This window comes from Okeania sp. SIO2C2, from assembly GCF_010692625.1.
In the GTDB taxonomy this organism is placed as follows: domain Bacteria; phylum Cyanobacteriota; class Cyanobacteriia; order Cyanobacteriales; family Microcoleaceae; genus Okeania; species Okeania hirsuta.
In genome coordinates this window covers 42,642-67,221 of sequence record NZ_JAAHGM010000016.1, presented here as the reverse complement: position 1 = coordinate 67,221, position 24,580 = coordinate 42,642, and the positions used below count along the sequence as shown (strand labels likewise).

26 protein-coding genes and 1 pseudogene are annotated in these 24,580 nt (G+C 35.0%); 8 read left to right on the top strand and 19 right to left on the bottom strand.

What is annotated here, in order from left to right:
• Positions 1-99 precede the first annotated feature (99 nt).
• The 5 genes from F6K18_RS15755 (at position 100) to F6K18_RS15735 (ending at position 4,728) form a co-directional block, all read left to right on the top strand.
• Positions 100-996, top strand: a complete 897-nt coding sequence (locus tag F6K18_RS15755; protein ID WP_287522092.1) for a hypothetical protein — start codon at positions 100-102, stop codon at positions 994-996.
• An 11-nt stretch (positions 997-1,007) separates the two neighbouring features.
• Positions 1,008-1,391 carry a hypothetical protein gene (locus F6K18_RS15750; protein ID WP_287522091.1) on the top strand — a complete coding sequence of 128 codons (384 nt, stop codon included), beginning with the start codon at positions 1,008-1,010 and terminating at the stop codon, positions 1,389-1,391.
• Positions 1,392-1,849: 458 nt separating this feature from the next.
• Entirely contained in the window at positions 1,850-2,515 is a 666-nt protein-coding gene (locus F6K18_RS15745; protein ID WP_287522089.1) for an FHA domain-containing protein, read from the top strand.
• Between the two features lie 473 nt (positions 2,516-2,988).
• Positions 2,989-4,398, top strand: a complete 1,410-nt coding sequence (locus F6K18_RS15740; protein WP_287522088.1) for a serine/threonine-protein kinase — start codon at positions 2,989-2,991, stop codon at positions 4,396-4,398.
• A gap of 69 nt (positions 4,399-4,467) precedes the next feature.
• The gene (locus tag F6K18_RS15735) at positions 4,468-4,728 is read left to right on the top strand and encodes a hypothetical protein (RefSeq protein ID WP_287522087.1); all 261 of its coding nucleotides are present in this window, start codon (positions 4,468-4,470) and stop codon (positions 4,726-4,728) included.
• 258 nt (positions 4,729-4,986) lie between these two features.
• Here the strand turns inward: F6K18_RS15735 and F6K18_RS15730 are convergent, their stop codons facing one another.
• Positions 4,987-5,349 carry a helix-turn-helix domain-containing protein gene (locus F6K18_RS15730; RefSeq protein ID WP_287522085.1) on the bottom strand — a complete coding sequence of 121 codons (363 nt, stop codon included), beginning with the start codon at positions 5,347-5,349 and terminating at the stop codon, positions 4,987-4,989.
• Positions 5,350-5,651: 302 nt separating this feature from the next.
• Here F6K18_RS15730 and F6K18_RS15725 point away from each other — a divergent pair, with 302 nt between their 5' ends.
• Positions 5,652-6,263: an NAD(P)H-dependent oxidoreductase gene (locus F6K18_RS15725; RefSeq protein ID WP_287522083.1), complete on the top strand. Its 612-nt coding sequence runs from the start codon at positions 5,652-5,654 to the stop codon at positions 6,261-6,263.
• A gap of 386 nt (positions 6,264-6,649) precedes the next feature.
• Here the strand turns inward: F6K18_RS15725 and F6K18_RS15720 are convergent, their stop codons facing one another.
• From F6K18_RS15720 to F6K18_RS15710, 3 genes are all read right to left on the bottom strand, one after another.
• Positions 6,650-7,066: a hypothetical protein gene (locus F6K18_RS15720; RefSeq protein ID WP_287522081.1), complete on the bottom strand. Its 417-nt coding sequence runs from the start codon at positions 7,064-7,066 to the stop codon at positions 6,650-6,652.
• A gap of 81 nt (positions 7,067-7,147) precedes the next feature.
• Entirely contained in the window at positions 7,148-7,699 is a 552-nt protein-coding gene (locus F6K18_RS15715; RefSeq protein ID WP_287522080.1) for a PIN domain-containing protein, read from the bottom strand.
• Between the two features lie 218 nt (positions 7,700-7,917).
• On the bottom strand, positions 7,918-8,532 hold the full coding sequence (locus F6K18_RS15710) for a hypothetical protein (protein WP_287522078.1): 615 nt from the start codon (positions 8,530-8,532) through the stop codon (positions 7,918-7,920).
• 96 nt (positions 8,533-8,628) lie between these two features.
• On the opposite strand from F6K18_RS15710, the gene F6K18_RS15705 reads away from it, so the two are divergent.
• On the top strand, positions 8,629-8,769 hold the full coding sequence (locus tag F6K18_RS15705) for a hypothetical protein (RefSeq protein WP_287522076.1): 141 nt from the start codon (positions 8,629-8,631) through the stop codon (positions 8,767-8,769).
• Positions 8,770-8,877: 108 nt separating this feature from the next.
• Here the strand turns inward: F6K18_RS15705 and F6K18_RS15700 are convergent, their stop codons facing one another.
• A complete protein-coding gene (locus F6K18_RS15700) occupies positions 8,878-9,120 on the bottom strand; it encodes a TIGR02450 family Trp-rich protein (protein WP_202222197.1) in 243 nt (80 codons plus the stop codon).
• On the opposite strand from F6K18_RS15700, the gene F6K18_RS15695 reads away from it, so the two are divergent.
• Positions 9,114-9,314 (top strand): hypothetical protein, encoded by a 201-nt coding sequence (locus F6K18_RS15695; RefSeq protein WP_287522074.1) that lies wholly within the window; start codon positions 9,114-9,116, stop codon positions 9,312-9,314. The two genes, F6K18_RS15700 and F6K18_RS15695, sit on opposite strands and share 7 nt — an antisense overlap.
• On the opposite strand, the gene F6K18_RS15690 is transcribed toward F6K18_RS15695, so the two are convergent.
• From F6K18_RS15690 to F6K18_RS15625, 14 genes and pseudogenes are all read right to left on the bottom strand, one after another.
• Entirely contained in the window at positions 9,300-9,773 is a 474-nt protein-coding gene (locus F6K18_RS15690) for a GNAT family N-acetyltransferase (protein ID WP_287522072.1), read from the bottom strand. The genes F6K18_RS15695 and F6K18_RS15690 overlap by 15 nt on opposite strands.
• Before the next feature lie 162 nt (positions 9,774-9,935).
• The gene (gene sppA, locus F6K18_RS15685; RefSeq protein WP_287522185.1) at positions 9,936-11,762 is read right to left on the bottom strand and encodes a signal peptide peptidase SppA; all 1,827 of its coding nucleotides are present in this window, start codon (positions 11,760-11,762) and stop codon (positions 9,936-9,938) included.
• Between the two features lie 184 nt (positions 11,763-11,946).
• Entirely contained in the window at positions 11,947-12,078 is a 132-nt protein-coding gene (locus F6K18_RS15680) for a hypothetical protein (RefSeq protein WP_287522071.1), read from the bottom strand.
• Between the two features lie 403 nt (positions 12,079-12,481).
• Complete coding sequence (gene fni, locus F6K18_RS15675; RefSeq protein WP_287274423.1) at positions 12,482-13,519, bottom strand: type 2 isopentenyl-diphosphate Delta-isomerase; 1,038 nt, start codon at positions 13,517-13,519, stop codon at positions 12,482-12,484.
• Positions 13,520-13,782: 263 nt separating this feature from the next.
• Positions 13,783-14,826, bottom strand: coding sequence for an alpha/beta hydrolase (locus F6K18_RS15670; RefSeq protein ID WP_124147785.1), 1,044 nt, complete (start codon positions 14,824-14,826; stop codon positions 13,783-13,785).
• Between the two features lie 149 nt (positions 14,827-14,975).
• Positions 14,976-16,445 carry a DUF1517 domain-containing protein gene (locus F6K18_RS15665; RefSeq protein WP_287522069.1) on the bottom strand — a complete coding sequence of 490 codons (1,470 nt, stop codon included), beginning with the start codon at positions 16,443-16,445 and terminating at the stop codon, positions 14,976-14,978.
• Entirely contained in the window at positions 16,427-16,582 is a 156-nt protein-coding gene (locus F6K18_RS15660; RefSeq protein WP_287522067.1) for a hypothetical protein, read from the bottom strand. The genes F6K18_RS15665 and F6K18_RS15660 overlap by 19 nt, the downstream gene beginning before the upstream one ends.
• A gap of 111 nt (positions 16,583-16,693) precedes the next feature.
• Positions 16,694-17,269, bottom strand: coding sequence for a hypothetical protein (locus F6K18_RS15655; RefSeq protein ID WP_287522065.1), 576 nt, complete (start codon positions 17,267-17,269; stop codon positions 16,694-16,696).
• 1,402 nt (positions 17,270-18,671) lie between these two features.
• The gene (locus F6K18_RS15650) at positions 18,672-18,818 is read right to left on the bottom strand and encodes a hypothetical protein (protein ID WP_287522064.1); all 147 of its coding nucleotides are present in this window, start codon (positions 18,816-18,818) and stop codon (positions 18,672-18,674) included.
• A 90-nt stretch (positions 18,819-18,908) separates the two neighbouring features.
• Positions 18,909-19,106, bottom strand: a complete 198-nt coding sequence (locus F6K18_RS15645) for a hypothetical protein (protein WP_287522063.1) — start codon at positions 19,104-19,106, stop codon at positions 18,909-18,911.
• Positions 19,107-20,000: 894 nt separating this feature from the next.
• Positions 20,001-20,198, bottom strand: coding sequence for a hypothetical protein (locus tag F6K18_RS15640; protein ID WP_287278235.1), 198 nt, complete (start codon positions 20,196-20,198; stop codon positions 20,001-20,003).
• A 949-nt stretch (positions 20,199-21,147) separates the two neighbouring features.
• Entirely contained in the window at positions 21,148-21,423 is a 276-nt protein-coding gene (locus tag F6K18_RS15635) for a hypothetical protein (RefSeq protein ID WP_287522061.1), read from the bottom strand.
• A 458-nt stretch (positions 21,424-21,881) separates the two neighbouring features.
• Positions 21,882-23,441, bottom strand: a complete 1,560-nt coding sequence (locus F6K18_RS15630) for an ABC transporter substrate-binding protein (RefSeq protein ID WP_287522059.1) — start codon at positions 23,439-23,441, stop codon at positions 21,882-21,884.
• A gap of 654 nt (positions 23,442-24,095) precedes the next feature.
• Positions 24,096-24,580: pseudogene (locus F6K18_RS15625) on the bottom strand (hypothetical protein); the annotation flags it as partial.

The window sequence follows — 24,580 nt, the reverse complement described above, 5'->3', positions numbered from 1 at the left end:
AAAGTAAGCCAATCAAAATTCATCATGTACTACTAATTCAACCTATTAAATAAAAACAGCAAATCTAATTTTTTTACCAATCTATGTACAAAAAATTATATGAAAAAATCAATACTATATTTGACGGTTCTAATCATCTGTGGGTGCCGTGAATTATCTACTACTGAAAATCCATTAAACTTGCCTACCACATCACCTACTCCTACCTTTGTAGAATGCCCACAAAAACCAATAATTCGTCTGGATAAAACAGACGCTAAATCTTTATCTTTAACTGAAAATATTATTACTATATCCGATACTGTTAACTCTGAAAAACAACTTAGCTATAAATTCTATGCCAGAAGGGGTAAAGATTTTAACTATAGAATTACCAGTAATGTTTGTATTTGGATATTTTCCCCAGATACGAAACTATTACAACGTCGAGAATTAATTATTGCTGAACAGAGGGATTCACCAATTTCTGGAGAACAAATGTCTATTGATTTACCCTTAACAGGAGAATATATTGTGCAAGTTTCAAGCCCTAGTGAATCTACAGAATTCAACCTAGAAATGAGTTTAGGAGATTTACCAACACCAGAACATTCTACAGTTAATATAGACAAAACTTCATCAACGTCAAAATCAGAAACGACACCTCAAGAATCTACTCCTAAAACTTCTAGTGAAGCAGCAGTAAAAAATTATTATTCTAATCTTAATCAAGGTAAATATGAGCAAGCTTGGAATCAACTATCAACAAGTTTTCAAGATAATCAACAACTACATCCAGATGGTTATAATTCCTATTATGACTGGTGGACAGGAATTAATAATATTGCTATTCAAGATGTTAAGCAGGTCAGCACAAGTACAGAAACGGCTACAGTAAATGCTCTGGTAAAATATACAAAAAAATCAGGAGAAAATATTGCTCAATCTCTGGAGTTATTTTTAGTTTGGAATTCTACAGATCAAAAATGGAATATAGATACAGTTAGCCTAAATTAGTTAGAATTATTATGGTAGAATATTCTTTGACTCTCACAAACAAAAATACTAATCAAATATCTAGATATATTCTAGACTTAGAAGAATATTATGAAAATCAGCCTGCCAGTTTTTTTACCCCAATAGTATGCAATAAAATTAGAAATGAACTACAAAGTCAAGGTAGCTTTCATATTAATGATATGTACTTACAAATAATTATCAAAACATGGATTCAAGATATCAAAGAAGGATATAGAGATAGTAATTTTGTTCTAGATTTACCTAAAATTAATCATCGGAATATTAACAGTCTCAAAGAATCAGGAAATCAAGAAATTCCCCAACTTATTTATCCAGATTTATCTGATATAGAACCAAAAATTGGCGCCTTACCCCCCCTAGACTTTTCTTAAAGAAAGAAGGAAGGAGCAAGAAGGAAGAAGGTAGATTAAGTAGGGTGTGTGACGAGACCCTTACCGTTCTGGAATAATGGTCGATTTTATTGTCACGCACCGCGTGCTGTGGGATGGTGCTACAGGATCTAATATTTATTTGACAAGCGCTCTCTAAAGTAATATCAAGTCTCATTAATTAGCCATAATAAAAATGTTCTTCTTTTGAGAGAAAATATTTTTTCGGTGCGGAATGCGGAGCAAACAAATTTCCCCTGCTTCCCTGCTCCCTGCTCCCTGCTCCCTGCTCCCTACTCCCTAAATTTTTCCGGGTTATTCAAAGAGAGATGATATAAGAAAGAATGAAGGAGCAAAAAGGAAGAAGGTAGTTAGCTCAAGACTGTTACTAAACAAAAACATCAAATTAAAAATTATGTTGTAGAAAGGGAGTTAAAATAAATTTATTTTTGAGGAGGATTATGGCTATTAATTGTAATGTATGTTTCTACGATAGAAATTCCGACAAAAATCAATTTTGCGAAGTTTGTGGTTCAGAAATACAACCATCAATTACTTTGTTTGAGGCTGGAGAAAAAGGTATTCAAGAGGGAGAAAAACAAACTGTTTTACAAACAGATCAACAGACAGTAAATTTTCATCAAAGGATTAATCAAAATATTAATAATAATCCTGTTACTGCACCTGTTTATACAAATATTCAAACTAGCTCACCTCCAACTCTAGAAACTGCTAAAAAAGCAAAGATTTTACCTAAAAATTCTGCTAATCCTACTCTGATTACTGGAACAATTGCTAAACTTATTCCGAAACAAGTAGGTTCCCCTGTACCAGAATTTATTATCGATAGTAACAATGCTCTTATTGGCAAATTTGACCCAAATATCGGTCCTGTAGAAATTGATTTAGATGGATTTTATGGAGATGAAACAGTTTCTTCTACTCATGCAGAAATCTATTTTGAAAATAATCAATGGCAGATTAAAGACATGGGTTCTACTCATGGTATTTATATTAAACCTACAGGTAAAACTAGGTTTGGATACCGGACTAATAAACCAGAAATTTTAAACTCAGGAGATGAAATTGCTATAGGTAAAATTCGGTTACTATTTTTGATTATTTAATTTAGAAGTCAGTCCTCAGGAGTCAGGAGTCGTATGGGAATGGCTTCAATACCATTTTTTAGGTCATAATTCTCTTTTTTATCAAAGAGACATCTCCTGCAAAGTAGGGGCGTTAGCGGCAGCTCTGCGTTAGCAAATGGCCATTCGCCCTTACCAAATAATTAAGGTTTAAAGCCTCTTCTTTAAAGGATAAAAAAGCGGTCGTTAGCGAAGCTTCCCGTAGGGTAGGATGGTGTTTGCTACCGCAAAGCTTTCCGTTCCGGAATGCTACCGCAAACGCTAACAGCGGAGCGGCTCTGATAAGAGCGGGTCTCGGAGCTGGCCGACCATCGACCAAGAAAAGAAAAAATTTTCCTTTTATTCAACCCTCTTCTTTTCAAACAGAGGTAATTATTAATTATTAATTATTAATTATTAATTGTTGAAGCCTTCCTTCTTCCCTCTTCCTTCCTCAATAAAATAAGGATACAAAAATGTCGATAAACTGCCCAGTTTGTGGCGCAGAAAATTCTGATACTGCCATTACCTGTCGTGCTTGTGGTTGCCCTTTAACGAATATAAATTCCGTAGGATATCAACTACCTAGTGGCACTTTACTTCAGCAAGGTAAATATAGAATAGAAAAAACATTAGGTGAGGGTGGTTTTGGCATTACTTACAAAGCAACTGATTTAGAAAATTTTACTGATGTTGCGATTAAAGAACTTTGCCCAGATAAGTTTCTGAGACATGGCATAAATATTATTTGGCCTCCCTCTATTACTGCCAAAATTAAGCAGGAACAAATCCAAAAATTTAAGATAGAAGCAGAATATTTACAAAAATGTGTCCATCCCAATATTGTTAAAGTAATTAATTGGTTTGAAGCTCATAATACAGCTTATTTAGTAATGGAATTTGTCAGAGGTAAACCCCTGTCTAAAATTTTGCAAGAAAAAGGTAAGCTACCAGAAAATATCGTCAAAAAATATTTTATTCAAATTGCCGAAGCTTTACAATTGGTTCATGCCAATAATTTTCTGCATCGCGATATTAAACCGGATAATATTATTATTAATTCCCTAGATAAAGCTATCCTCATTGATTTTGGTTCCGCCAGAGAATTTTTGGCAGGTCTCACTCATAAAATGACCTCTATGTTGACGCCTGGATATGCACCAATAGAACAATATACTAACTTCGGAAAACCCAATCCTAGTACAGATTTATATGCTGTTTGTGCTTCAATTTATCATGCTTTAACAGGTAAAGTACCAGTAACATCATCTGCTCGATTAAGTTCGGAAACTTTGATTTATCCACGGCAAATAGAACCATCAATTCGTCCTCAAACAGAACAAATTATCTTAAAAGGAATGAAGATGAATATAGAGGAACGTTTTCAAAGTGCTGAGGAATTAATTAATGCACTTAAAGGTAAGTTTATTTCTCAACAATTAAGTCAAGCTAGACAGATTTTAAAACAAGGAAATTTGACAGAAGCAGTCACAACTTATCAACAATGTTTGTTAAAAGAACCCGATAATAGTATTGCTGCTGTAGAACTGGCAATGCTGTTAGTTTATATTGACGATCGCCAAGCTATTTTTGCTGCTAATCAAGCTATTAAAATTAATCCAAATGATGGTAGAGGCTATGGAGTTTTAGGGCTAATTAGTTGTCGTCAAGAAAATTGGGTGCAGGCACTTCAACAGTTAAAAAAAGCTGTAAATTTATCTCCGGAAGAATCTTGGATACAGGCTAACTATGCTTGGAGTTTAGCAAAATTATCTAGATGGAAAGAAGCATTAATAGTATGCGATCGCTCCTTGAAAATAGATAGTAATTCTGCTTTTGCATTAGGATTAAAAAGCTGGATTTTAGCTAATCAAAAACACTGGTAAAAAGTCATCGGTACTATTCGTCCAGCAATAAAAATTGCCCAAAAATATAATAGTAGCGATCAGCAAAAATTGCTTTCTTGGTTATACCCTTCTTTGATTTTTGCTATAGACCAAGAATTACTAGGTAAAACTACTCCAGATATAGATAAATGTATTGAAGAATTTATTACTAAATTTCCTAACAGTAGTTTTGCCTGGGGATGCAAAGGTTGGAAATTAGGCTGCAAAAATCAATGGCAAGAGGCTATTATTTCTCTAGAAAAAGCTACCCATTTATCTGATATTAAATCTTGGATACTTTTAAATTTAGGCATCGCTTATGAACATTAGGAAAACTATCAAGCTTCCATTCAAATATATAAAAATTTCAGTATTAAACAAGCATTTCAAGTATAGCTGGCCACTACAAATACGAGGCATTTTTAACCAACTTGCCCATAATAGACATCTCCAAAAATCAAAAATAAAATCAATTCTCACACATAAATTATCAATTATTTCTCCCTACTGCCTACTGCCTACTCCCTCTTTTCTGGAGATGTCTAATAGAGAATATACCCATAAATAGTTATTTTAGGTTAAGAAAAATTAGATATTTTGTTTCTCTGCCCATTGCTTCAACTCTTCTAAAAAAGAAAGTGTTGTTTTCCCAAAATCAGTGATTTCGTAGGTTACAGCAAAAGGTCTTGTACTAATTACCTCACGCTTAACCAAACCATCATTCTCCATCTCTCTTAGCCTTTGAGTTACCATCTTTTTGCTTGCTCCGCCGAGTTGACGAGCTAAATCCCCAAAACGTACGGGTTTATCCTTGAGATGCCAAAGAATAGATCCTTTCCATTTTCCACCTATAAGCCTCATTCCGCGTTCAATTGGACAGGGTGTAAGACAAGGTTCAATTGCCTGCTTGCGACCTAGATCGTCGGTTTCAATTTCAATCTTAGAACTCATTTCCCACCTGGTTACTAAAAGTATACTAGTTGACTATAGTAACTTAATTTTGTACCTTTCAATTATGGCAGTGACGGCGTTGGTAAATTAGTGTATGATATTAATCTTAATTACTTAGGAGTCAGGAGTCAGGAGTCAGGAGTCAGGAGAGAAGAAAGAAGAATAAACCCAGACTAGAAGGAGAAAGTTTTTTGGTCGCGTAAAGGTCATGGAGTTCTATCGCGCTCTTATCTGGACATGATATCATACCTCAAATTACCAACGCTGGCAGTGACAAATACCAAATAAATCAAGGCCAACTAATGAACACTCTGCTTTTAATTTTAGGTAAAGAAACTAACGAATTTGCTAAAGGTAACTATAATCAAAGTCTTTTTGAGACCGCAGTAGAAACTTTAAGCAATCGTTATAAAATTTTGACTACTATTGTTGAAGATGGCTACAAAGTGCCAGAAGAAATCGCTAAATTCAAACAAGCTGACGCAGTAATCTTTCAATACCCAGTTTACTGGTTCATGATGCCATCAACCTTAAAACGATACCTAGATGATGTTTATGCTTATGGTGAGTTTTTTGCGTTTAGTGGTGGTGAATATGGTTCGGGTGGACTTATGAAGGGTAAAAAGTTTATGCTCTCTACTACCTGGAATGCACCCATCGAAGTCTTCAATAATAAGAATCCGAATAGCTTTTTTGAAGGGCGATCGGCAGAAGAAGTATTGCTACCAATGCGTAAATCTCAGGAATATTGTGGTTTAGAGGAGTTACCTCATTTTTCTTGCCACAACATTGTTAAAAATCCTCAATTTGAGTCCGATAAAGAGCGGTATATTCTTCATTTAACTAAAGTTTTTCTCGATTTTAATCCTTTTAGAAACGCAGACCCTCAACAAGTAGCATCTATCAGTCAGTAATCCTGGCTAATGTTTGATTTATCCTCGAAAAAACACTATTGCAGGATGGCGGAAATAACTGACCAGCTAAAAAATCCGGCGTTGGTAAGTTAAGCTATGATATTAATCTTAATTACTTAGGAGTCAGGAGGAAAGAAAGAAGAAGAAATCAGGAATAGAAGGAGAAAGTTTTTTGTTTGCGCTCTTATCCGGACAATGTATCATACCTCTTTTCACCAACGCCCAAAATCCTAAAACAATTACAAATTAATACTTTTGACTTTTGACTTTTGAATTTTAACTTCCGCGTAGCGGCACTATTCTGCTAAATATATATCTGACTTTAACCATTTTTGTTGACCAAACTATTCGTAACATTCTTTTTTCAAAATGGTATAATTTATTGCTTAAAGTGGTTCCCTAATTTTATATTTAACTTCCTCATTTATTCCACCTATCAAGCAATCAACATAAACATTACTCCTTCTACCTGGTGTACCATCAACTTCTGACCAATTCACTGTTTCTCTTCTAATACGAATCTCGCTAAAATTTTTATCAGTATAGTCATACATACATTCTCCTTCAACTGTCAATATAGAATTCTGTCTTTCATTTTCTTTTGTGCTTTGAAAATCTGATAAATGATACTTTAGCTCAAACTCTATAGCTAGTTTCTTTGTAGCCTCTGTAATAAATGCTGAAAATGAAGATAAATCTTGAGATAATTCTACTATTTCAAAACCTATCTCAGAAACGGAATCTCGATCCAAACGAGAAATTATTTCTGTATTTATTCCCAGGATAATATTTGTTTTATCCAATTCTGGCACGTCAGATTTAAGCTTCTCTAAGCATGATTTTAAATCTTTATATGTGAACAACTCTTGACCTAAATTTTTGCATTATTGGCAGAGATTTTTAGCCAGGCGATTACAATTTTTGTCCTCAAAAAATCCTTCATCTTTAGTTATAAAGTGAACTTCATAATTTTCTTTTAGTAGAGAAAGAATTGCTTCCCAAATAGCAGAATCTTTAAATTGTTGATTTTTTTCTCCATTAGGTGGTGTTCCTTCATCTACGCGCTGAAGTGCTGACTTAGCGTGTTCAAAAGTAAACGGTACTCTTTTAATCCACGGCTCAATTTCTTTCATTCTGCTTTCTATAGCATCTTTAATTTGACTTTCGTCTGGTACTTGGTAATTAGAGCGTTTTCCCATGATAATTTCAATTTTTTTAAAATTAGAGTTAATTTGTTCAACAGCTTTACATCCATCTTTAATTGTATGTTTTAAGACTTCATTTTCTATAACTTCTGGTAATCCAAGATAGCCATTATTTTGTTTGAGACAATAAAGTAATGCTCCTCCTAAAGGCGTTTTTAGTAAAATATTAGAATCTTGTCTCCATGTATTAGTATCAATTACCACACAGAGTTTTTTTGAATTCTCTTCCATTTTTATAAAATGTGTAATTAACTTGTGATTTGTACTGATTTATATGACTATGCTTGATGCTTTTGAAGATATTCTCCCCAGAGCTTATTATCACTGTCAATTTTTAGCAATTGTCTAATAATCTGTAATGATTAAGAACTTTTAGTTAACTCTTTTAATGAAGTATTTTAACTGTTTAAATTCATTTAAATTACCTTTTTTATGGGAGCATATAAAAATTAAAACGGGATTTCTTCATCTAAATCAGACTCATTTTCCCGTACTTGAGACTCGGCAAAAATTGCCTCTGCTTGTTTAATTTTTTCAAAAATTGTAGCTCTAGAATAAGGTCGTTTTTTCATAAGTCGATTAATTTTATATTTAGCTTGAATTGCCTCTCGATATTCTTGAGAAATCGGTTCTTCCGGCCAATTCATATCGCTAGCTTTGATAATTGGTAGTCGAGGACCTAATTTTTCTCTTGGCATTTCTGGTAATCGTAGGAGAAAATATTCTCGTCTACGTTTTATATTTTCAACTCGATTTTCAATTTCTGCTAATACACCTAATAATTGACTAGGATGATGTTCAGAAATAGCGACTATAACTTCAATATCATCTAAGGGAATACCTAAACTTTTTGCTTTGGCTAAAAATTCATCTGGAATATGATTTATTATCGGAGGATTAATCGCAGCAGAGATTTCTGCCATAGCTTTTTTGATAGTTTCTTGAGCAAATTCAACTGTTTGATGATTAGCTTGATTTGTCGATCTTTCACTAACAATATCTTCTAATTTTTGGGTAGCATTTGTTAATAACTTAATTGCTTGTTTAAGATGTTCGTAATCCATTTTTATCGAATAATTAAGGTTGAAAACCTCTCCTTTATAATTCAAAAGTCAAAAGTCAAAAGTAAGAAGTAAGAAGTAATATGAAATACAAAAATTGTGCTACTTATATCATGTCCGGTTGAATACTTACACTTTGGAGGAGGTAAGGCAGAAGGCAGAAGGCAGAAGGCAGGAGGCAGAAGGAAAGAAAAGGTTAGAAGGGAAAAAGTTTTTTTATCACTGATTATCCGGACATGATATTACCAAATAATTAAGGTTGAAAGCCTCTCCTTTATAAGTCAAAAGTCAAAAGTAAGAAGTAATACGAATTTCAAGGAGAGGTAATTATTAATTATTAATTATTAATTATTCAATGGCTTCTAATTCTTGTGTTGATTGCCATCCAGGTTTCCAAAGAGAGCGGTCTTTTAGTTGTTTAGCATTTAACCAAAATCTTACACTTGAATCACAGGATGCAACCATTTCAGCAAATACCCATTGACCTTGATTTTTACGATTTACTACTTGGAAATGTCGCCATCCCCAAGTTTTTTGATTTGCCGTCCATTTTGAACCAACAAGATGAGGAAACTTTTGTTTTTTTGACATTTTCTAAGAAGGAAGAAGGAAGAAGGAAGAAGGAAGAAGGAAGAAGGCAGAAGGAAGAAGGAAGAAGGAAGAAGGCAGAAGGAAAAGAAAGGTTTAAAGGGAGAAAGTTTTTGATGATTAATTATCCGGACATGGTATTAAACCCACAAAAAAAAGATCGGGAAGAAGAAAAAATTATTCTAAGACAAGTCTAACTGCATTTCATTACTTTGATCAAAGCCAAGATGAGAATATAGAGGTTTGCCTTGAGGTGAAGCATGAAGAACTGCTTTAGTACAATTAATAGATTTAAGGTAAGCGATCGCTTCTCCCATCAACTTTTTAGCAATTCCTTGACGGCGATAATTTTCTTCAACATAAACACCCCAAATATAACCATATTTTCGATATTCCAGCTTGAGAATATTGGGATACAAACCAGCAAATATTTGACAGCCAACTGAACCAACTATTGTATTATTTACTTCAGCAATAAAAGCTTGATAAAATAGTTCTTTTCTAGCATTATCAATATATTCTTTTGTAATTTCTAACCAGTTAGATTCAAGAGAATCAATAGGTACGCCAATATCTTGCCACATTTTGTACATATGCTCGGCAATTATATAATTTTCTGATAAGTTTGCTGTTCTGATATTAATATTTTCTAGCATTGAAATTAAGGTAGGAAGTCAAAAGTCAAAAGTAGGAAGTAGGAAGTAGGAAGTAGGAAGTAGGAAGTAATATGAAAATTGTGCTACTTACCAAATAATTTTGGGATTCTCACCCCAAACAATTTTCCCTTCTGCCTTCTGCCTTCTGCCTTCTGCCTTCGTTCATTGAATTCTGAGATTAAAAGGCAAACGAGTATAAATTCCATAAGGGTCATTCATCGCTCTCAAACTAGCTAACTCCTGCTGCAACTTTTGAAATTCTGCCGTCAGTGGGTCTACAGGAGAAGTAGATATTTCAGTTTCCGCACCAGAAAGACTGCGGAAAATTCTTTGCTCCAAACTACGAGACTTAGGATATTCTTCAACTTTCCAACTATCCCCCAATTCCGCTTTTTCTGCCGCAAACTTAATCGCACCCTCTATTCCAGTAATCTCATCTACCAAACCTAATTCTTGAGCATTAACACCAGACCAAACTCTACCTTGAGCAATTTCAGCTACTTTCTCCTTTGGTAAATTACGAGCAGTTGCTACATTTGTAATAAAACGCTCATAAATTGAATCCACCATATTTTGAATTAACGCTAACTCCTCCTCCGTTTTAGGACGAGAATTATTATTCAGATCGGCAAATTGACCAATTTTCACTGTATCCCAAGTAATGCCATTTTCATTGCCTAGATCTTGAATATTGAACAAAACACCAAAAACTCCAATTGAACCTGTAATAGTAGTAGGTTCAGCGAATATTTTGTCTGCATTCATTGAAATCCAATATCCACCAGAAGCAGCTATATTACCCATAGATACAATTATAGGTTTTTGCTCCCTTGTCAGTTTGACTTCTCGACCAATAACTTCCGATGCTGAAGCACTTCCACCAGGAGTATTCACTCGCAAAACTACAGCTTTAACTTTGTCATCAAGTCGCAGTCGTCGCAATTCTTTTGCTAGGCGATCGCCTCCTATTTGTCTGGGAGTACCCGTACCATTAACTATTTCTCCCTCAGCGTAAACTACAGCAATTTTGTTTTTGCTTTTAACATCTCCACTGGCAACTTCTGCAACTTTTGGTACTCTGGTATAGTTGTTGAGACTAATTTGTGTAAAAGTTTTGTCATCCTCTTCTTTGCCAGTTAGCACTTTGAGTTCACTTAGCACTTCATCATAGTAGTCAACTCGGTCTACTAATTTACTATCTTCCGCAGCATCCGCCATCAAAATTCCCTGCTCATTAGCGATCGCCTGTAACTGCTGTATTGTTAACCCCCGACTGGGGGCTATTGTTTGCAGGTATTTACCCCAAATATCCCTTAACAACTTGAGAGTTTGCTCTCTGTTTTCCGGGCTAATTTCTTTTCGGATAAAAGGTTCAACTGCAGACTTATATTTACCGACTCTCGTTACTTGCACTCCAATACCAAATTTATCAAACGCCCCACTTAAGAACATAGTCTGCGAACTTAAGCCATTGAATTCTATGGCACCAAGAGGGTTAATCACAACTTCATCTGCTACTGAACCTAAATAATATTCTCGCTCTGTCCAGTCTACATCGTAGGCAATGATTTTTTTGCCTGTTTCCCGGAACCGTTGAAGTGCTTGACGTATTTCTTGTAGATTTGCCAGTCCTGTTCTTCCTGGTGTACTGCTACCTTTAATGTAAAGACCGATGATTTTTTCATCTTGGGCAGCAGTATCAAGAGCATTAATTGCTTTTCGGAGAGCAATAGTTGCAGGTTGGTCGCCAGAGAGAGCTTCTTGAAGTGCTTCCCCGGTAGTGGAGATGGGTCTGGTGTCTGTAATATTCGTAGCGAGGTCGAAAACTAAGACCGATTTATCTTTAACTTGTGGGCCGATGTCTTTGGCCTTACTCGCGATGGAACCAACAAGAAATATTAGTCCGCCAAATCCTAAGCCGACAATTAGAGCAATTCCTAGTAAACTGCCAATCAGGCTGGCAAAAGTATATTTGAAGAAGTCTTTCATGTTTTCAGGTGGTTGGTTTTGGGTTTTTGGTGGTAGGTGGTAGGTTTTAGTCAAATAAATTAGGACTTACGCAGTACAACTTAATTTTCGTCATTGCGACCGACAGGGTTTGCGGAGCAGTCCGGAACAGAAAGCAATCTCAAATCCTAGTTTTTCGTACCTCATGCGTAAGTCCTGTTGGTTATTATAGCGTTTTCATCTGGGTGGTAGGTTTTAGGTTCAGGCGTTGCTGATTTAATGTATGAAATTCAATTAGTGGTAAATTTTCACCCAAAACAATAGTGGGAATTATACCTATTTCTGACTCTAAAGTCATTGGAAAATTCCTTTCTACCTACTGACTCAGTCCTCAGTCTTCCTGTGAAATCAAATCCGGTTGAATACTTATTATATAGTTGGGGGAGATGGGGAGATGGCGAGATGGGGAGATTGAAGTGTGGATAGAATTATCAAAACTTACGCAAATTGACTTTTAAAGCACCATTTGTAGGGGCGTTAACGATAGTTATGCGAAGCAAATGGTATTTGCTAACGCAAAGCTCCGAATGGCGCCCTCGCTATATGTAGAGTCTCTGCGTAAGTCCTGATTATAAACATATACTGTATAACCGGATTCTATATGAAATCATCAGCGAAACACACCGAAAATTAAAATCTAGATGGTGCGTTACATTTGATTAACGCACCCTACTGGACTACTACTCCCTACTCCCTACTCCCTATTCCCTCTTTTCTAGACTGCCAGATTTTTTCAGTTCAGATAAATTAGCATTACCCGTGCAAAAGAGGACTGTTGTAATTTCTGCTATTAAAATATCTACTAATATATTGAGAGATTCTTCTGATTCAGCCGCAGCTTGAAGGAATGGCCAAGCTAGCCCACTGAGGTCTGCACCGAGAGCGATCGCTTTTGCCACATCTACCCCATTGCGCAAACCTCCAGAAGCAATGAGCGGAATGTCTGAGTTGAAGGCGCGGATGTCAGTAATACATTTTGCTGTTGGTATACCCCAGTTGCCAAAAGTTTCTCCTAACCTGCGCTGACGTATATCTGTTGCTCGTTCCCCTTCAATTTTTGCCCAAGAAGTTCCTCCTGCCCCAGCTACGTCAATTGCTGCTACTCCAGCATCTATTAATTTTTGAGCCATTGTTCCGGAAATGCCATTACCTACCTCTTTGGCAATGACTGGCACTGGTAATGAGTAGCATAATTTTGATATTTTGTCAAATAGTCCGCGGAAATTTGTATCGCCTTCAGTTTGAATACACTCTTGCAAAGGATTAAGATGAAGAATCAGAGCATCTGCTTGTAGGATGTTGATCGCTTGTTGGCACTGTTCTATGCCATAATCATAATTTAGTTGAACTGCCCCTAGATTAGCAAATAGGAGAATATCCGGAGCGAGCGATCGCACAGCAAAAGTATCAGCCACTTGGGAATTTTCCACCGCCACTCGTTGTGAACCCACTCCCATTGCTATTTTATATTTTTGAGCAACTTTGGCTAACCGAAAATTAATCATTTTTGCTTGTTCAGTGCCACCTGTCATCGAAGATATTAACAATGGCGCACCTAATTGTTTTCCCAGAAAAGTAGTGTTTGTAGTTATTTCGTTGCGATTTAGTTCTGGTAAACAACAATGGGTAAAACGGTAGCGGTCTAAACCATTAGTAATGTTATGAAATTGGACATCTGATTCCAGACAAATTCTGAGATGGTCTGCTTTGCGGGTTTGAGTTTGGGAATTTGAGTTCATCAGTTATATCATGTTCGGTTGAATACTTACACTTTGGAGGAAGGAAGGCAGTAGGCAGTAGGCAGTAGGCAGTAGGGAATATTGGTTCAAGGCCAGAAGTTTTTTATAACTGATTATCCGAAGATGATATTATGTGTTATTTCAAATGTTGGCATTAGTGAAAAGATGTATGATATCATGTCCGGATAAGAGCGGGATAGAACACCGTTCCGCACTCCGCGTTAACGTGCGTTGTGCGCCAGGAAACAAAAAACTTTCTCCTTCTATTCCTTATTTCTTCTTCTTTCTTCTCTCCTGACTCCTGACTCCTGACTCCTGACTCCTAAGTAATTAAGATTAATATCATACCCTAATTTACCAACGCCCAAATGTTTATCAAAAAAATCCATTGCCATATCTATTAAAGCGGGGTCAAAAGCTTCACCTCTACCATGATAATGTCCCCAATCAGGTTTTTTTTCTAACTGAACTTCTACGCCTTTTTCTGATAGAGCATCTGCTAATAAAACACTTTGACTCATTGGTACAACATTATCTTTTTCTCCGTGCATAATTAGAAAAGGTGGATCTTGAGCATCAATATAATTAATGGGGTTAGTAAATGCTGCTAATTCTAATTTTTGCGAGACAGGTCCTCCTAATAACTTATGAGTTACTAAAGTATAAATATACCATTCTTTATCTTTATACTTTTCCTCAACAGCAGGAGTAATAGATTCTTCAAAAGCGGGAGGTACTTTCGTAAAGTCTGTAAGTGGATACCATGCACAAACTGCTTGTACGGCACTAGATATTTCTGGATTATTTGTTCCTTCCAATTCTTTTACTCCTGCTGATGTTCCTAATAAAGCACTTAAATGTCCCCCAGAAGAAGGTCCCCAAGCACCAACATTTTTAGGGTCTAGATCGTACTTATCTGCATTTTTTCGCAGCCAACGAACTGCTGTTTTAACATCCTGAATTTGGGCAGGAAATAGTGCTTCATTACTAAATCTATAGCTAATACAAGCCATGGCATAATTTCTCTGTACCACAATTTTTCCAGGGCAATATTCTTTAGTTCCTTGCAACCAACCACCACCATGAATGTAGATTAACAGAGGTAAAGGTTTCTCTGGTTTTGTTTCTGGTAAATATAAATCTAAAAGTAGTGCTTTTTCCTGATTTTGATAATTATAATTTCCATAAACAAGATTTTGTAAAACCTTAACTTCCATCGGTTTTTGCTGACAACTTGTAATTAATAATGTCAGCAACAGTAACAAAAATCTGAGGCGATGAGTCAACCTCCCAAAAACAATAGCCATCTGTTGTATTTTCTCACGAGAAAGAATATAAAAATACACCTTAAATTAAAGAGTATTTTCTCTAACATAGCAATCTGTCTAGAGTTTGTCAAAAAACCAGAATAATATCAAATCCCCGTTTAAAAAACAACTTCTAACTTCTGACTTCGTTAAGCTGTTGGAGTCCAAAGTAACTCAAATACTAATAAATAATCAGGGGTAACTTTGCCTAACTCTTTCAAAGTTTGCTTGAAACTTTCTCTATTATTAACTTCAGCAAATAAAGGATAATCATCCTCCGTTCCCAACAACAAAGTCACAAGAATATGACTATCGACTTCCACATTATCATCAACAGTATTAACCTCAAACTTACACCTCTCAGCAAAAGAAAACTGCTCAAAAATTCTTTCAGCTTCCTGTCTACTCTCCACAGTTTCCGAACTAGCAACAACATCAGTCCAATATTCCTCCGTTTGCAGCAGGGCGATCGCTGACTGTAATAATAACTGTACCCTACCTTCTGGGGTATCAATATCGATCTCCTCGCTCATTCTTTCTAAGTCAGATTGAATATTATTTGCTGGTGCAACCATTGCTACCTGTAACTTACTCACAGTTACAATATCATTAACCAAATCTTCTGGTATAGTTGCTACTGGCACTGTTTCCTCAATAACTTCCACATATCCTGGTGACTCCTCAATAACTTCCACATATCCTGGTGACTCCTCAATAACTTCTATATATTCATCTTCCTCAGCTACCAATACTTCTCGACGACCGTCAAAAGCAGAAGCGATCGCCATAATTAAAACATAAAAAATACATACCAGCAAAATTCCAATTAAAAGTATAGTGAGATACATTGTTAAAACTGTTCCGGGCCCATCGCAGTAGCTGTAAACAACTCGTTCGCGGACAGTAGGTTGGTAGTAGTAGCGCACCCTCGTAGTTGGATGCACATAATAAAATCGATTTGTACCAGGTTGCTCGTAATAATATCGTCTAGTGCTACTATCAATAAAATAACGTTCCCCATTATCAACATTCATGTAGTAACGTCGTTGGGTTGCTGGTTCTACATAATAAAATCGCCCTGTACCTGTTTCCTGATAATAACGTTCTTGAGTTCCTGGACGGGTATAATAACGTCGTCCGGTAGCAGGTTCCACAGAGTAACGTTTTTTTGTAGTTGGAGCAAAGGAACCACTGCGAGTCCGTCCACCAGTGTTGATGTTATTGGTAGTGGGGCGGGTATTATTGTTTGGTTTGGTATTGTTGCTAGGTTGAGAAAACGAACCACTGCGCTGAGAGTTACTACCGGAAGTGGGAACTGGTTTTGTTGTGGGGCGAGTGTTATTGGTCGGTGAGACTATATTATTTATGGTAGGTTTGGGTTTTGAGTTACGAGGTTGAGACTGAGAACGGACTGGTTTACTAAGACTGGGAGAACTACTTCTACTTCTACTCGAACTTCCAGAGCTACTTCTACTTCTACTACCTCCTCTTCTTGCGTAAGCAATGGAGATATCTGTATTAATTAATGTACTGATGTCATTACTATCGGGATTAATACTAACTTCATTAACCAAAAATAATGAGACAATTGTTGCTAAGATTAATTTAGATTTACGCATTTCCTGATTTTTCCTAATTTATATTTTTGGTTTAATACCCCACCATCTACACGGTGTTGATAATTGGTTAGGGTTTGTAGACGCGGAGCGACTTGTCGAAGACTATCCCCATCCATTTTTTCTTCCTTCTTCAGCAAAGTAATTGAGTCTAAAATTCTTCCTTTGAAGGTGAAATATTTTTATAATGGGGATTTTGAACAACGCTCCAAAAATAACTTCTAAGTTCTGAGTTTTGACTTCTGACTTCGTTAATAGCTAGCCTTTTTCTTAGCAATTTCTCGATTATTTCGATATAAATCAATTCTGTTTTGGGCTACCTCATATTTAGTGTGAGATTCAGGAACTTCTTTCATTAAAACTAAAGCTTGATGCCAAGTTATCGCTACTTCATTCCACTGTGTTTGAGTATTAGCTATTTGGGCAAGTTCGGCTGCTTTTGTTGCTAGATTTATTCCGTCTATAAATGGGTCTGAAATAACTTCGGTTGTTTCTATCTTTGTTGAAGTATTTTCGGAGTTAGTAGTAATAGTTGGATTTTCGGGAATATTGGCAGAATTAACCACAAAATTATTGGTTATATGATTTCCTAATGCTCCACTCCCTACAATAGACAAAATCAAACCAATTATCATCAAGATAAAATTTTTTCTGATTTTTCTCTGACTCCAATTTGTTAGATAAAAAATGACAAAAGCAAAAGGAATAAATAAATAAGCAACACCCCATAATGTGCCTTCACTAAAAGCTTGAACTAAGCCCCATATTCCGCTTACTATTGCTAATATTAGACCTAGAATTAAGAATCCAATTCCTAGAAAAAACATTTTCCCTAAGTATCCTTAACGCAATGTATATTTATATGAGATTTATTTTTTTGTCTGTAATTCTATTTTAGGCTATTGAAAAAAAATATTCTACATTAAAAAAGCGGTTAGCACTCAGCACTCAGCACTCAGCAAGATTATTTTTCTAAAGTTTAGAAGGGGATTTTAATCCAAGCTCAAAAAGCTGATAGCTAGTTAAATATACTGAAATTTACAAAATGGACTAAGTTGTTTAAATACATAGCAGGAAATAGCGGTGCGACCCCGCGTTGGCGACAGATACAAGGGAACGCGCACCAAGAGAGAGAATAGTGGGAAAAACATTCCCTTGTAATTTGATTCATCATTACTCTATGTCAAATAACAACTTGTTTTTGCTGCTAAATTTATAATATTCAGTTCAAAACGATCTGAAATTAACATCTTTTAGCCGTGTTAATATAATGTATTTCTCAGTGATATTTAAGCTATGCAGATGAGAATAAACCACCAATATCAGGTTCACTTGATTAGCGATCGTAAAGTTATATCAAATCCGCCTGAAATTAACATCTTTTAGCCGTGTTAATATAATGTATTTCTCAGTGATATTTAAGATATGCAATTGTTGCCAGGAAAATTTGCCATTGGGAAATAAGATTTTTCCACGTTCAGGCCAAGCAATTCCTACTAGGAAAGTTTTGGCGATCGCTGTTGGTTGTTGATAGAATACTTAGGTATTATTTTGGCTTTGCCAGCGTTGGTTTAATTCATCTAATAGTGCTGCATTTGTAGGTATTAAAACTGTAGGATTAAAGTCGTTTTTTTAGTCTATGTAATTGTTGAGAATATCCTGGGAACCTTGGAATTTTAATTCTAAGTTTATCTGGGGATATTTTGGCTCAAATTGAGTTTCTATTTGTTGGAGTGGTTCGGCAAATTCTGTGGCTAACTACTATGATTTTTTGCTTTAATCCTGGAATTGGTGCATAAGCTCAAGCTCAAGCCGTGCAAGTAAGTATTGCAGATAAAATGCGACGATTTTTGATGGATTTATGATTTGTAATTGTCATGGTTAAATATTCTCCTAATGTCAATTCAGTTATTAGTACCGATCGCTAAAGCCAGCAGAGTAGGGGAGATTGAATATTGAAGTAATTTATATAATGAACCTATCCCACTATTTTTAACAGGCTTATTTGTTTAAGTAAAATGTGTTTGAAAAGCTTAATTTTTCGTTTTTAACTATCAAAATATCTAGATAAACTTCTACTCTCCACTCTCGACCCTGCCCATACTCCCCCTATATTTTTAAATAGATTCCATCAGGGTTATAGACCACTGAATATGCTGTAAATAAACGCATTTTTTCTTAGATAACTAACACCTTTTTCTTTCCTCCTTCTGCTATATAAGATTAATTTTAACGACTGCCACCATCTTTATCTGGAACGGGTGTTTGTTCGTCCTCCTGATAATTTTTTTGTTGTTGAATAATAGCTGTTTCAGCTTGATATAAACTATCATTTAACTGATTTATTAGTATTTTTTCCTCTCGTAAAAAAGTCATAGTTGTTGTGAAAAGTGCTACTTACAAAAGAGAATCAAGTTTAGTGAAGCTCAGATGCCTCCTTCTTACTTCTGCTATATGAGATTAATTTTAACGACTGCCAGCATTTTTATCTGGAACAGGTGGTTGTTCGTTCTCTTGATAATTTTTTTGTTGTTGAATAATAGCTATTTCAGCTTCAGAAAAACTATCATTTAACTGATTTATTAGTCTTTTATCCTCTCGTAAAAAAGTCATAGTTGTTATGAAAAGTACTACCAACAAAAGAGAATCAAGTTTATTGTCCATAATTTTCTTTCTGGTACTTATAAATATATCAGAAAGAATTTAATGATTTATGCAAACTTAATTCTTTTCAGAAATACAATTAAATAAATCTACTTAGAGTATTCATGTGGTAGCATTTTTTCAACTGTGAAAGATTAGTAACTAAGTACAGCAGTAGAAGCAAAGGTCAGGGCAGATATAGAAGCTCTAAAACTTAGGCAATGTAATACTTTTCCTTATTCCTTATTCCTTATTCCTTATTCCTTATTCCTTATTCCTTCTTATCAAAGAAATATTTTCATATTATTTTGATAGCTATTTAATTAATCACTTAAACTGCGTAATTCTTGAATTTCTGCCAAATCATTCAAATTAGCATTCCGCAATTTATTCTCTAGTTCTTACAATAATCCTGCCGAATCTTGAACCATTGTATGCAGACTAATAATTTTTGCTTGTCGAGTATCTTTTCCAGCTTTTGCTAACTGAATATTTCGTTCTAAACTCGCAGCTAATTGTTCTAAGTGCTGTTGAGTAATATCAGAATTTGACCTTTGCTTACTCTTAACTTCTAATAGTTATCTTTGCAAATCCTCCACAGATAATAATGCCTCATTCTTTGGAATGTTTGCGGAGCATTCCGGAACGGAAAGCAATCTCCGTAATCTTGGCGATTACTCCTCTACAGTCGCAATGACAAGTATTTAACCGGACTTGATATTACGCATAAGGTAGGAAAAATTAGGATTTGAGATTGCTTCGTCGTTGTCGGTCGCTTCGGACGGAAATACGTTGCAGGTGCGTAAGTCCTATGTATATCACAGTTGAAGGAAAGGGGACGGACATATCAAAAGTTTAAAATTCAGAAAACGCTGGATTTTTAGAGAACTAAATGCTTTCTTCCTTCTTCTATACTTAATCAATGATCCAATAACCATTTTCTCGCCAATATTGTTCTCTTAAAGCTGATTCTAAGTCATCTTCTCGAATCCAACCTTGAAATAATAAAAGCTCACCAATTTTTTGATGACATGAACTCTGAATATCTATTACTTGATTTAATTGATCTTCAGAAATTAATTGTCTGCGGATGAGAATTTCGCCTATTTTCATGATCATATTTCACCTATTTGAGATTGATGTAATTTTCTATAGGCACCCTCATAATTGACGTCATATATTAAGTGTCTATTTATCTTTATACTTAGTAATCAGCTAATTTCTGGAAATTTATGCAAAATTCGATCTAGCTAGGAATAAATCGTAAGAAATTAAAGCACCTTACTATATTATTCATCAACAAAACATGGCAATTTTACAGATATTACTAGTATCGTTTACAAAACTCAACATTTTAGATGTATAGACATTTCCATTCTACTAAACTCACCCAAAGCATTCAAAAAAAATGATCACTTATTTGACAGTTCTTGATAGGGTATCTCGAGAAAATCAGCCACAACATTAGCTAATTTTTTAACTTTTTCAATTTCAGAATCTCTTATTAAAGTGATTTCCAACTGATGATTTCGATTTTCTGCTGGTATACTAACTCTAATCTATAGGATTTATCTCCATCGCTATCTGTGCGACTTTCTAGAATTAATTCTTTGATTTGGGCAAAGAAATAGTGTTTGGTTTTAGTACCCAATAAAGAAAATACTTTGTAGGTTAATTGTCCTTAACTTTTGTTAAGTATTAGTGTTTCTAGATAAAAAAGTACCCATAGAAATAAGATTCCTATTCCAACAAAGGTAATACTTATAACTGAAGGCATCAGGTTTTCCGCTGTCAAACCTAGATCGTAGCGAATAAGCAGGGATGGATCTGAGTTTGCCATAACTAGGAGAAGGTTTTAATCCACCTTTTCCTCTGACTCTCATAACAATTTCTGCTTGAGGAAACCGAGATGCCAATAAACCTCATTCTTGCCAAGGTAGTCGTCGTAGTTTAGGATTTTTCGCATCTAGAAATACACGAATTTCTGACTCAGAGTTTTGCAATGAGCTAAATAGAGAAATTAATTCTTCTCGGATTGGTCGCCATCGACTATCGTCATAATCTAGCCATTTATTTTATTAATCTGAGTTATTACCAGTTTTCTTTGTTCTGAACTGGAGAAAGAAATAGTTTTTTTTGGACTAATTCTAGTAGAAATTTTACGAACTTTTTCTAATTGGTGATACGCTAACTGCCAATTACTCAATGATGATTCTAATTCTGGTGGTAAAGCTGGTAAAAAACCATCAATAGAATCAAATTTACCATCGTTAGCAGTGAGAGTTACATGAAATCCAGAGGCTTCAGTTTCGAGAAGTTTAATCTTAACAATACTCATAGTTGGACCATATTTAATGTTTATAATGAAGAAGGAAAAAGGAAGAAGTGAAGAAGTAAGACAAGTTTGATAAATATTTGCTACGAATCTCTTTTGTTTATTCCCTGTTCCCTATAACTAGAGTTTTGTAACATTATTTTTTCAAGTTGGTATAAGAAGTAAGAAAAGGATGAGGATACTGAAAGTTTGTCGCTCTGTTCGACGAGACTTCTATTAATGTTTGAAATATCTGAAATTATTGGTGAAAAATAAACTATGCCAAAAAAATAGCAACTGTCAAATTATTCTTAGCTGCGTTTTTTCCACTCCAGGTCTCCCCTACTCCCCTATTCCCCTACTCCCCTAATCCCCTCCTCCAGGATAATAAATTCATATTTGCCAGATTTAGCATTAGGTTTTACCTGAACTAATACTGATTTATCTATAGAACCCATTTGAGATCTATATAATTATGGTAGTCAAGTTTTTTCGCGCATCAATTTTGAGGAAAAATCATATGAAGGAGTGTTGAATTTTTTGTATGATCTCTCCCCACATCTTCCCTCCTGTCTCCTGTCTCCTGTCTCCTGTCTCCTAGCTAAAAAAACTTGATATTTATGAAGATACCAAATGGGTTCTATATTGAGAAACTGGCGATCGCCTAACTCCCCAAATCTAATTTTTCCTGTTACTCCTTCTACATCAAAATCATCACTAGATAAAATTCTTTGTAATTTTTTACGGGAATAATTACCATTACTTTTATCCAGAGCTTTAATAATAGTTTTAGTAGCATCATAAGATGTAGCAGTACGCCAATTAATTTCAGCATTCCAAAACTTTTTTGATTTTTGAGTAAACTCGTCATTAGGGTCACGATGCCAAGGAATAGCAACTATCAAATTATTCTGATATGCTTCTTCTCCAGCATCATTTACAACACGATAATTATAGATAGAATCTCCTCCTATTAATTTTAATCCTTTAGCATTATCAATTACTCCAATAGCATTAGTCAGACTAATGTCAGTAGTAGGGACTAATAACATTGCTTCAGCACCTTGATTTTTTGCCTGTTCAATACAATCTTGAGCGCTAAAATTTCCAGCATTCAAGTAACATTGATGCACAAATTTTTGCGTTGGTAGGACTGTCTCAAATTCTTGCTTCAGAGATTCACTATATTCATTATTTTTTACATAAGCTACTGCTACTTTTTGAGATTTTCCAAGTTCCTCTAAATACTCAAATAAAGCTTGGGCAGCTAGTTTATCGCTAGGATAAATTTTAAATACAAACTTACTAAAATTCGATAAGATAGTTGAGGTGCTAGTAGGAGAAATTGCTACTAATTTATTTTTGTTATAAACTTTTCCCGCACTGAGAGTCATTGGACTAGAGTAGTGACCAATAATAGCGATAATATCTTTTTGGTTGACTAAATATTTAGCAAATTTTTTAGAAGTTTCTGGCTCATTTTTATCGTCAACAATTGTGACTTGTAAAAATTTATCATTGAGACTACCTTGGCAATTTAATTGATGTTGAGTATCTTTGATAGCTAGAGAAATTTCAGCCAAACCACAATTAAATTCACTTTGAGCTTGAGCAACTCCCCGTAAAATTTCTGCTGCAACATTAGCTTCTCCATGAGCAGGAATACTAACTGCTATTTCTAATATTTTTCTGTTTTGATTGACTTTTTTTGCTTGAGCGATGGAATTATTCAAAAAAATTACTGTCTCTGGGTCATTTTTTTTGAGATTAAGAGATTTGCGGAAATAGGAAATAGCACTGTTAAATCTTTTCTCTTTTATCTCTCTCATTCCTAATTCTTTTTCTGCGGATATTTCCCCAAAAGGAAACATGGTTTTTTCTCCAATACTATTATTAATGTTTGGAACATCTTGAGTTAGAAAGGGAATTACTAAGTTTCTTACATCCTGGAATAGGAGAATAACTGCAATGAATAATCCTGCCAATTCTAAGGGTAGCTTGGCTCGGTGAATAAATTTCTGCCAAATATTTTTTTGAGTCATTTTATAGATAATAAGTAATAGGTTTATTGGTAATAGTTTAACAATTAATTTAGGTGTTAGGTTTTAGGTGTTATACGAATTTTATCAAAATAACATGGGTCTAAAACCCCGCCTTTTAAGGCGAAATATTTTTGGATAGTTGCTCACGCATCCCCGTTACAAAAATAACTTCTGAATTCTGACTTCTGACTTCATTAAGTGAGGTGGCAAATAATTCTGACTTATATCAAGTCTCATTAATTAGCCATAATAAAAATGTTTTCTCTGATAAATTATCCCTGTTCCCTTTTCCCTATTCCCTAAAATTTTTATTGTGGTTGTTTAAAGATACATGATATTAATAACTACTTGAAATAGCTCTAGTTTAACAACTTTCAGCTATCAGTTTTAGTTGAAATATCAGCCTTGTAGATGCAGGATAATTTGGCAGTTTTGCAACCTTCAAAAATTTATAATTTAGAATTACCTATTCTTTTCAAGGAGAGGATTGACGAACAGGAAAATTTTTATTTATTATCGCCTTAAAAGGGGAGGCTTTAAACCACAATATTTCGGTAATAGTATTGATTGAACTTGGGAAAAATTACCTAATTATGTCAGTTCTAATTACCTCAGCTCTAATTAAAAGAAAAAGGATGTATTTCGGTTTATTTTCTAATCACAGTTTTTTTCACTCCAGGTCTCCCCACACTCCCCTACTCCCCTACTTCCCTCCTCCAGGATAATAAATTCATATTTTCCAGATTTAGCATTAGATTTTACCTGAACTAATAGTGGTTTATCCTTCTCGAGAAACTGGCGATCGCCTAACTCCCCAAATCTAATTTTTCCTGTTACTCCTTCTACATCAAAATCATCACTAGATAAAATTCTTTGTAATTTTTTACGGGAATAATTACCATTACTTTTATCCAGAGCTTTAATAATAGTTTTAGTAGCATCATAAGATGTAGCAGTACGCCAATTAATTTCAGCATTCCAAAACTTTTTTGATTTTTGAGTAAACTCGTCATTAGGGTCACGATGCCAAGGAATAGCAACTATCAAATTATTCTGATATGCTTCTTCTCCAGCATCATTTACAACACGATAATTATAGATAGAATCTCCTCCTATTAATTTTAATCCTTTAGCATTAT

What these genes read in the sequence shown, in the direction of transcription:
- F6K18_RS15645 (WP_287522063.1), bottom strand. Translation starts at nt 19,106, where the DNA reads ATGGACAATAAACTTGATTCTCTTTTGTTGGTAGTACTTTTCATAACA.
- fni (WP_287274423.1), bottom strand. Translation starts at nt 13,519, where the DNA reads ATGAACTCAAATTCCCAAACTCAAACCCGCAAAGCAGACCATCTCAGA.
- F6K18_RS15680 (WP_287522071.1), bottom strand. Translation starts at nt 12,078, where the DNA reads ATGACTTTAGAGTCAGAAATAGGTATAATTCCCACTATTGTTTTGGGT.
- F6K18_RS15750 (WP_287522091.1), top strand. Translation starts at nt 1,008, where the DNA reads ATGGTAGAATATTCTTTGACTCTCACAAACAAAAATACTAATCAAATA.
- F6K18_RS15710 (WP_287522078.1), bottom strand. Translation starts at nt 8,532, where the DNA reads ATGGATTACGAACATCTTAAACAAGCAATTAAGTTATTAACAAATGCT.
- F6K18_RS15690 (WP_287522072.1), bottom strand. Translation starts at nt 9,773, where the DNA reads ATGCTAGAAAATATTAATATCAGAACAGCAAACTTATCAGAAAATTAT.
- F6K18_RS15635 (WP_287522061.1), bottom strand. Translation starts at nt 21,423, where the DNA reads ATGAGTATTGTTAAGATTAAACTTCTCGAAACTGAAGCCTCTGGATTT.
- F6K18_RS15725 (WP_287522083.1), top strand. Translation starts at nt 5,652, where the DNA reads ATGAACACTCTGCTTTTAATTTTAGGTAAAGAAACTAACGAATTTGCT.
- F6K18_RS15650 (WP_287522064.1), bottom strand. Translation starts at nt 18,818, where the DNA reads ATGACTTTTTTACGAGAGGAAAAAATACTAATAAATCAGTTAAATGAT.
- F6K18_RS15740 (WP_287522088.1), top strand. Translation starts at nt 2,989, where the DNA reads ATGTCGATAAACTGCCCAGTTTGTGGCGCAGAAAATTCTGATACTGCC.
- F6K18_RS15630 (WP_287522059.1), bottom strand. Translation starts at nt 23,441, where the DNA reads ATGACTCAAAAAAATATTTGGCAGAAATTTATTCACCGAGCCAAGCTA.
- F6K18_RS15640 (WP_287278235.1), bottom strand. Translation starts at nt 20,198, where the DNA reads ATGAAAATAGGCGAAATTCTCATCCGCAGACAATTAATTTCTGAAGAT.
- sppA (WP_287522185.1), bottom strand. Translation starts at nt 11,762, where the DNA reads ATGAAAGACTTCTTCAAATATACTTTTGCCAGCCTGATTGGCAGTTTA.
- F6K18_RS15715 (WP_287522080.1), bottom strand. Translation starts at nt 7,699, where the DNA reads ATGGAAGAGAATTCAAAAAAACTCTGTGTGGTAATTGATACTAATACA.
- F6K18_RS15670 (WP_124147785.1), bottom strand. Translation starts at nt 14,826, where the DNA reads ATGGCTATTGTTTTTGGGAGGTTGACTCATCGCCTCAGATTTTTGTTA.
- F6K18_RS15655 (WP_287522065.1), bottom strand. Translation starts at nt 17,269, where the DNA reads ATGTTTTTTCTAGGAATTGGATTCTTAATTCTAGGTCTAATATTAGCA.
- F6K18_RS15700 (WP_202222197.1), bottom strand. Translation starts at nt 9,120, where the DNA reads ATGTCAAAAAAACAAAAGTTTCCTCATCTTGTTGGTTCAAAATGGACG.
- F6K18_RS15755 (WP_287522092.1), top strand. Translation starts at nt 100, where the DNA reads ATGAAAAAATCAATACTATATTTGACGGTTCTAATCATCTGTGGGTGC.
- F6K18_RS15730 (WP_287522085.1), bottom strand. Translation starts at nt 5,349, where the DNA reads ATGAGTTCTAAGATTGAAATTGAAACCGACGATCTAGGTCGCAAGCAG.
- F6K18_RS15665 (WP_287522069.1), bottom strand. Translation starts at nt 16,445, where the DNA reads ATGCGTAAATCTAAATTAATCTTAGCAACAATTGTCTCATTATTTTTG.
- F6K18_RS15745 (WP_287522089.1), top strand. Translation starts at nt 1,850, where the DNA reads ATGGCTATTAATTGTAATGTATGTTTCTACGATAGAAATTCCGACAAA.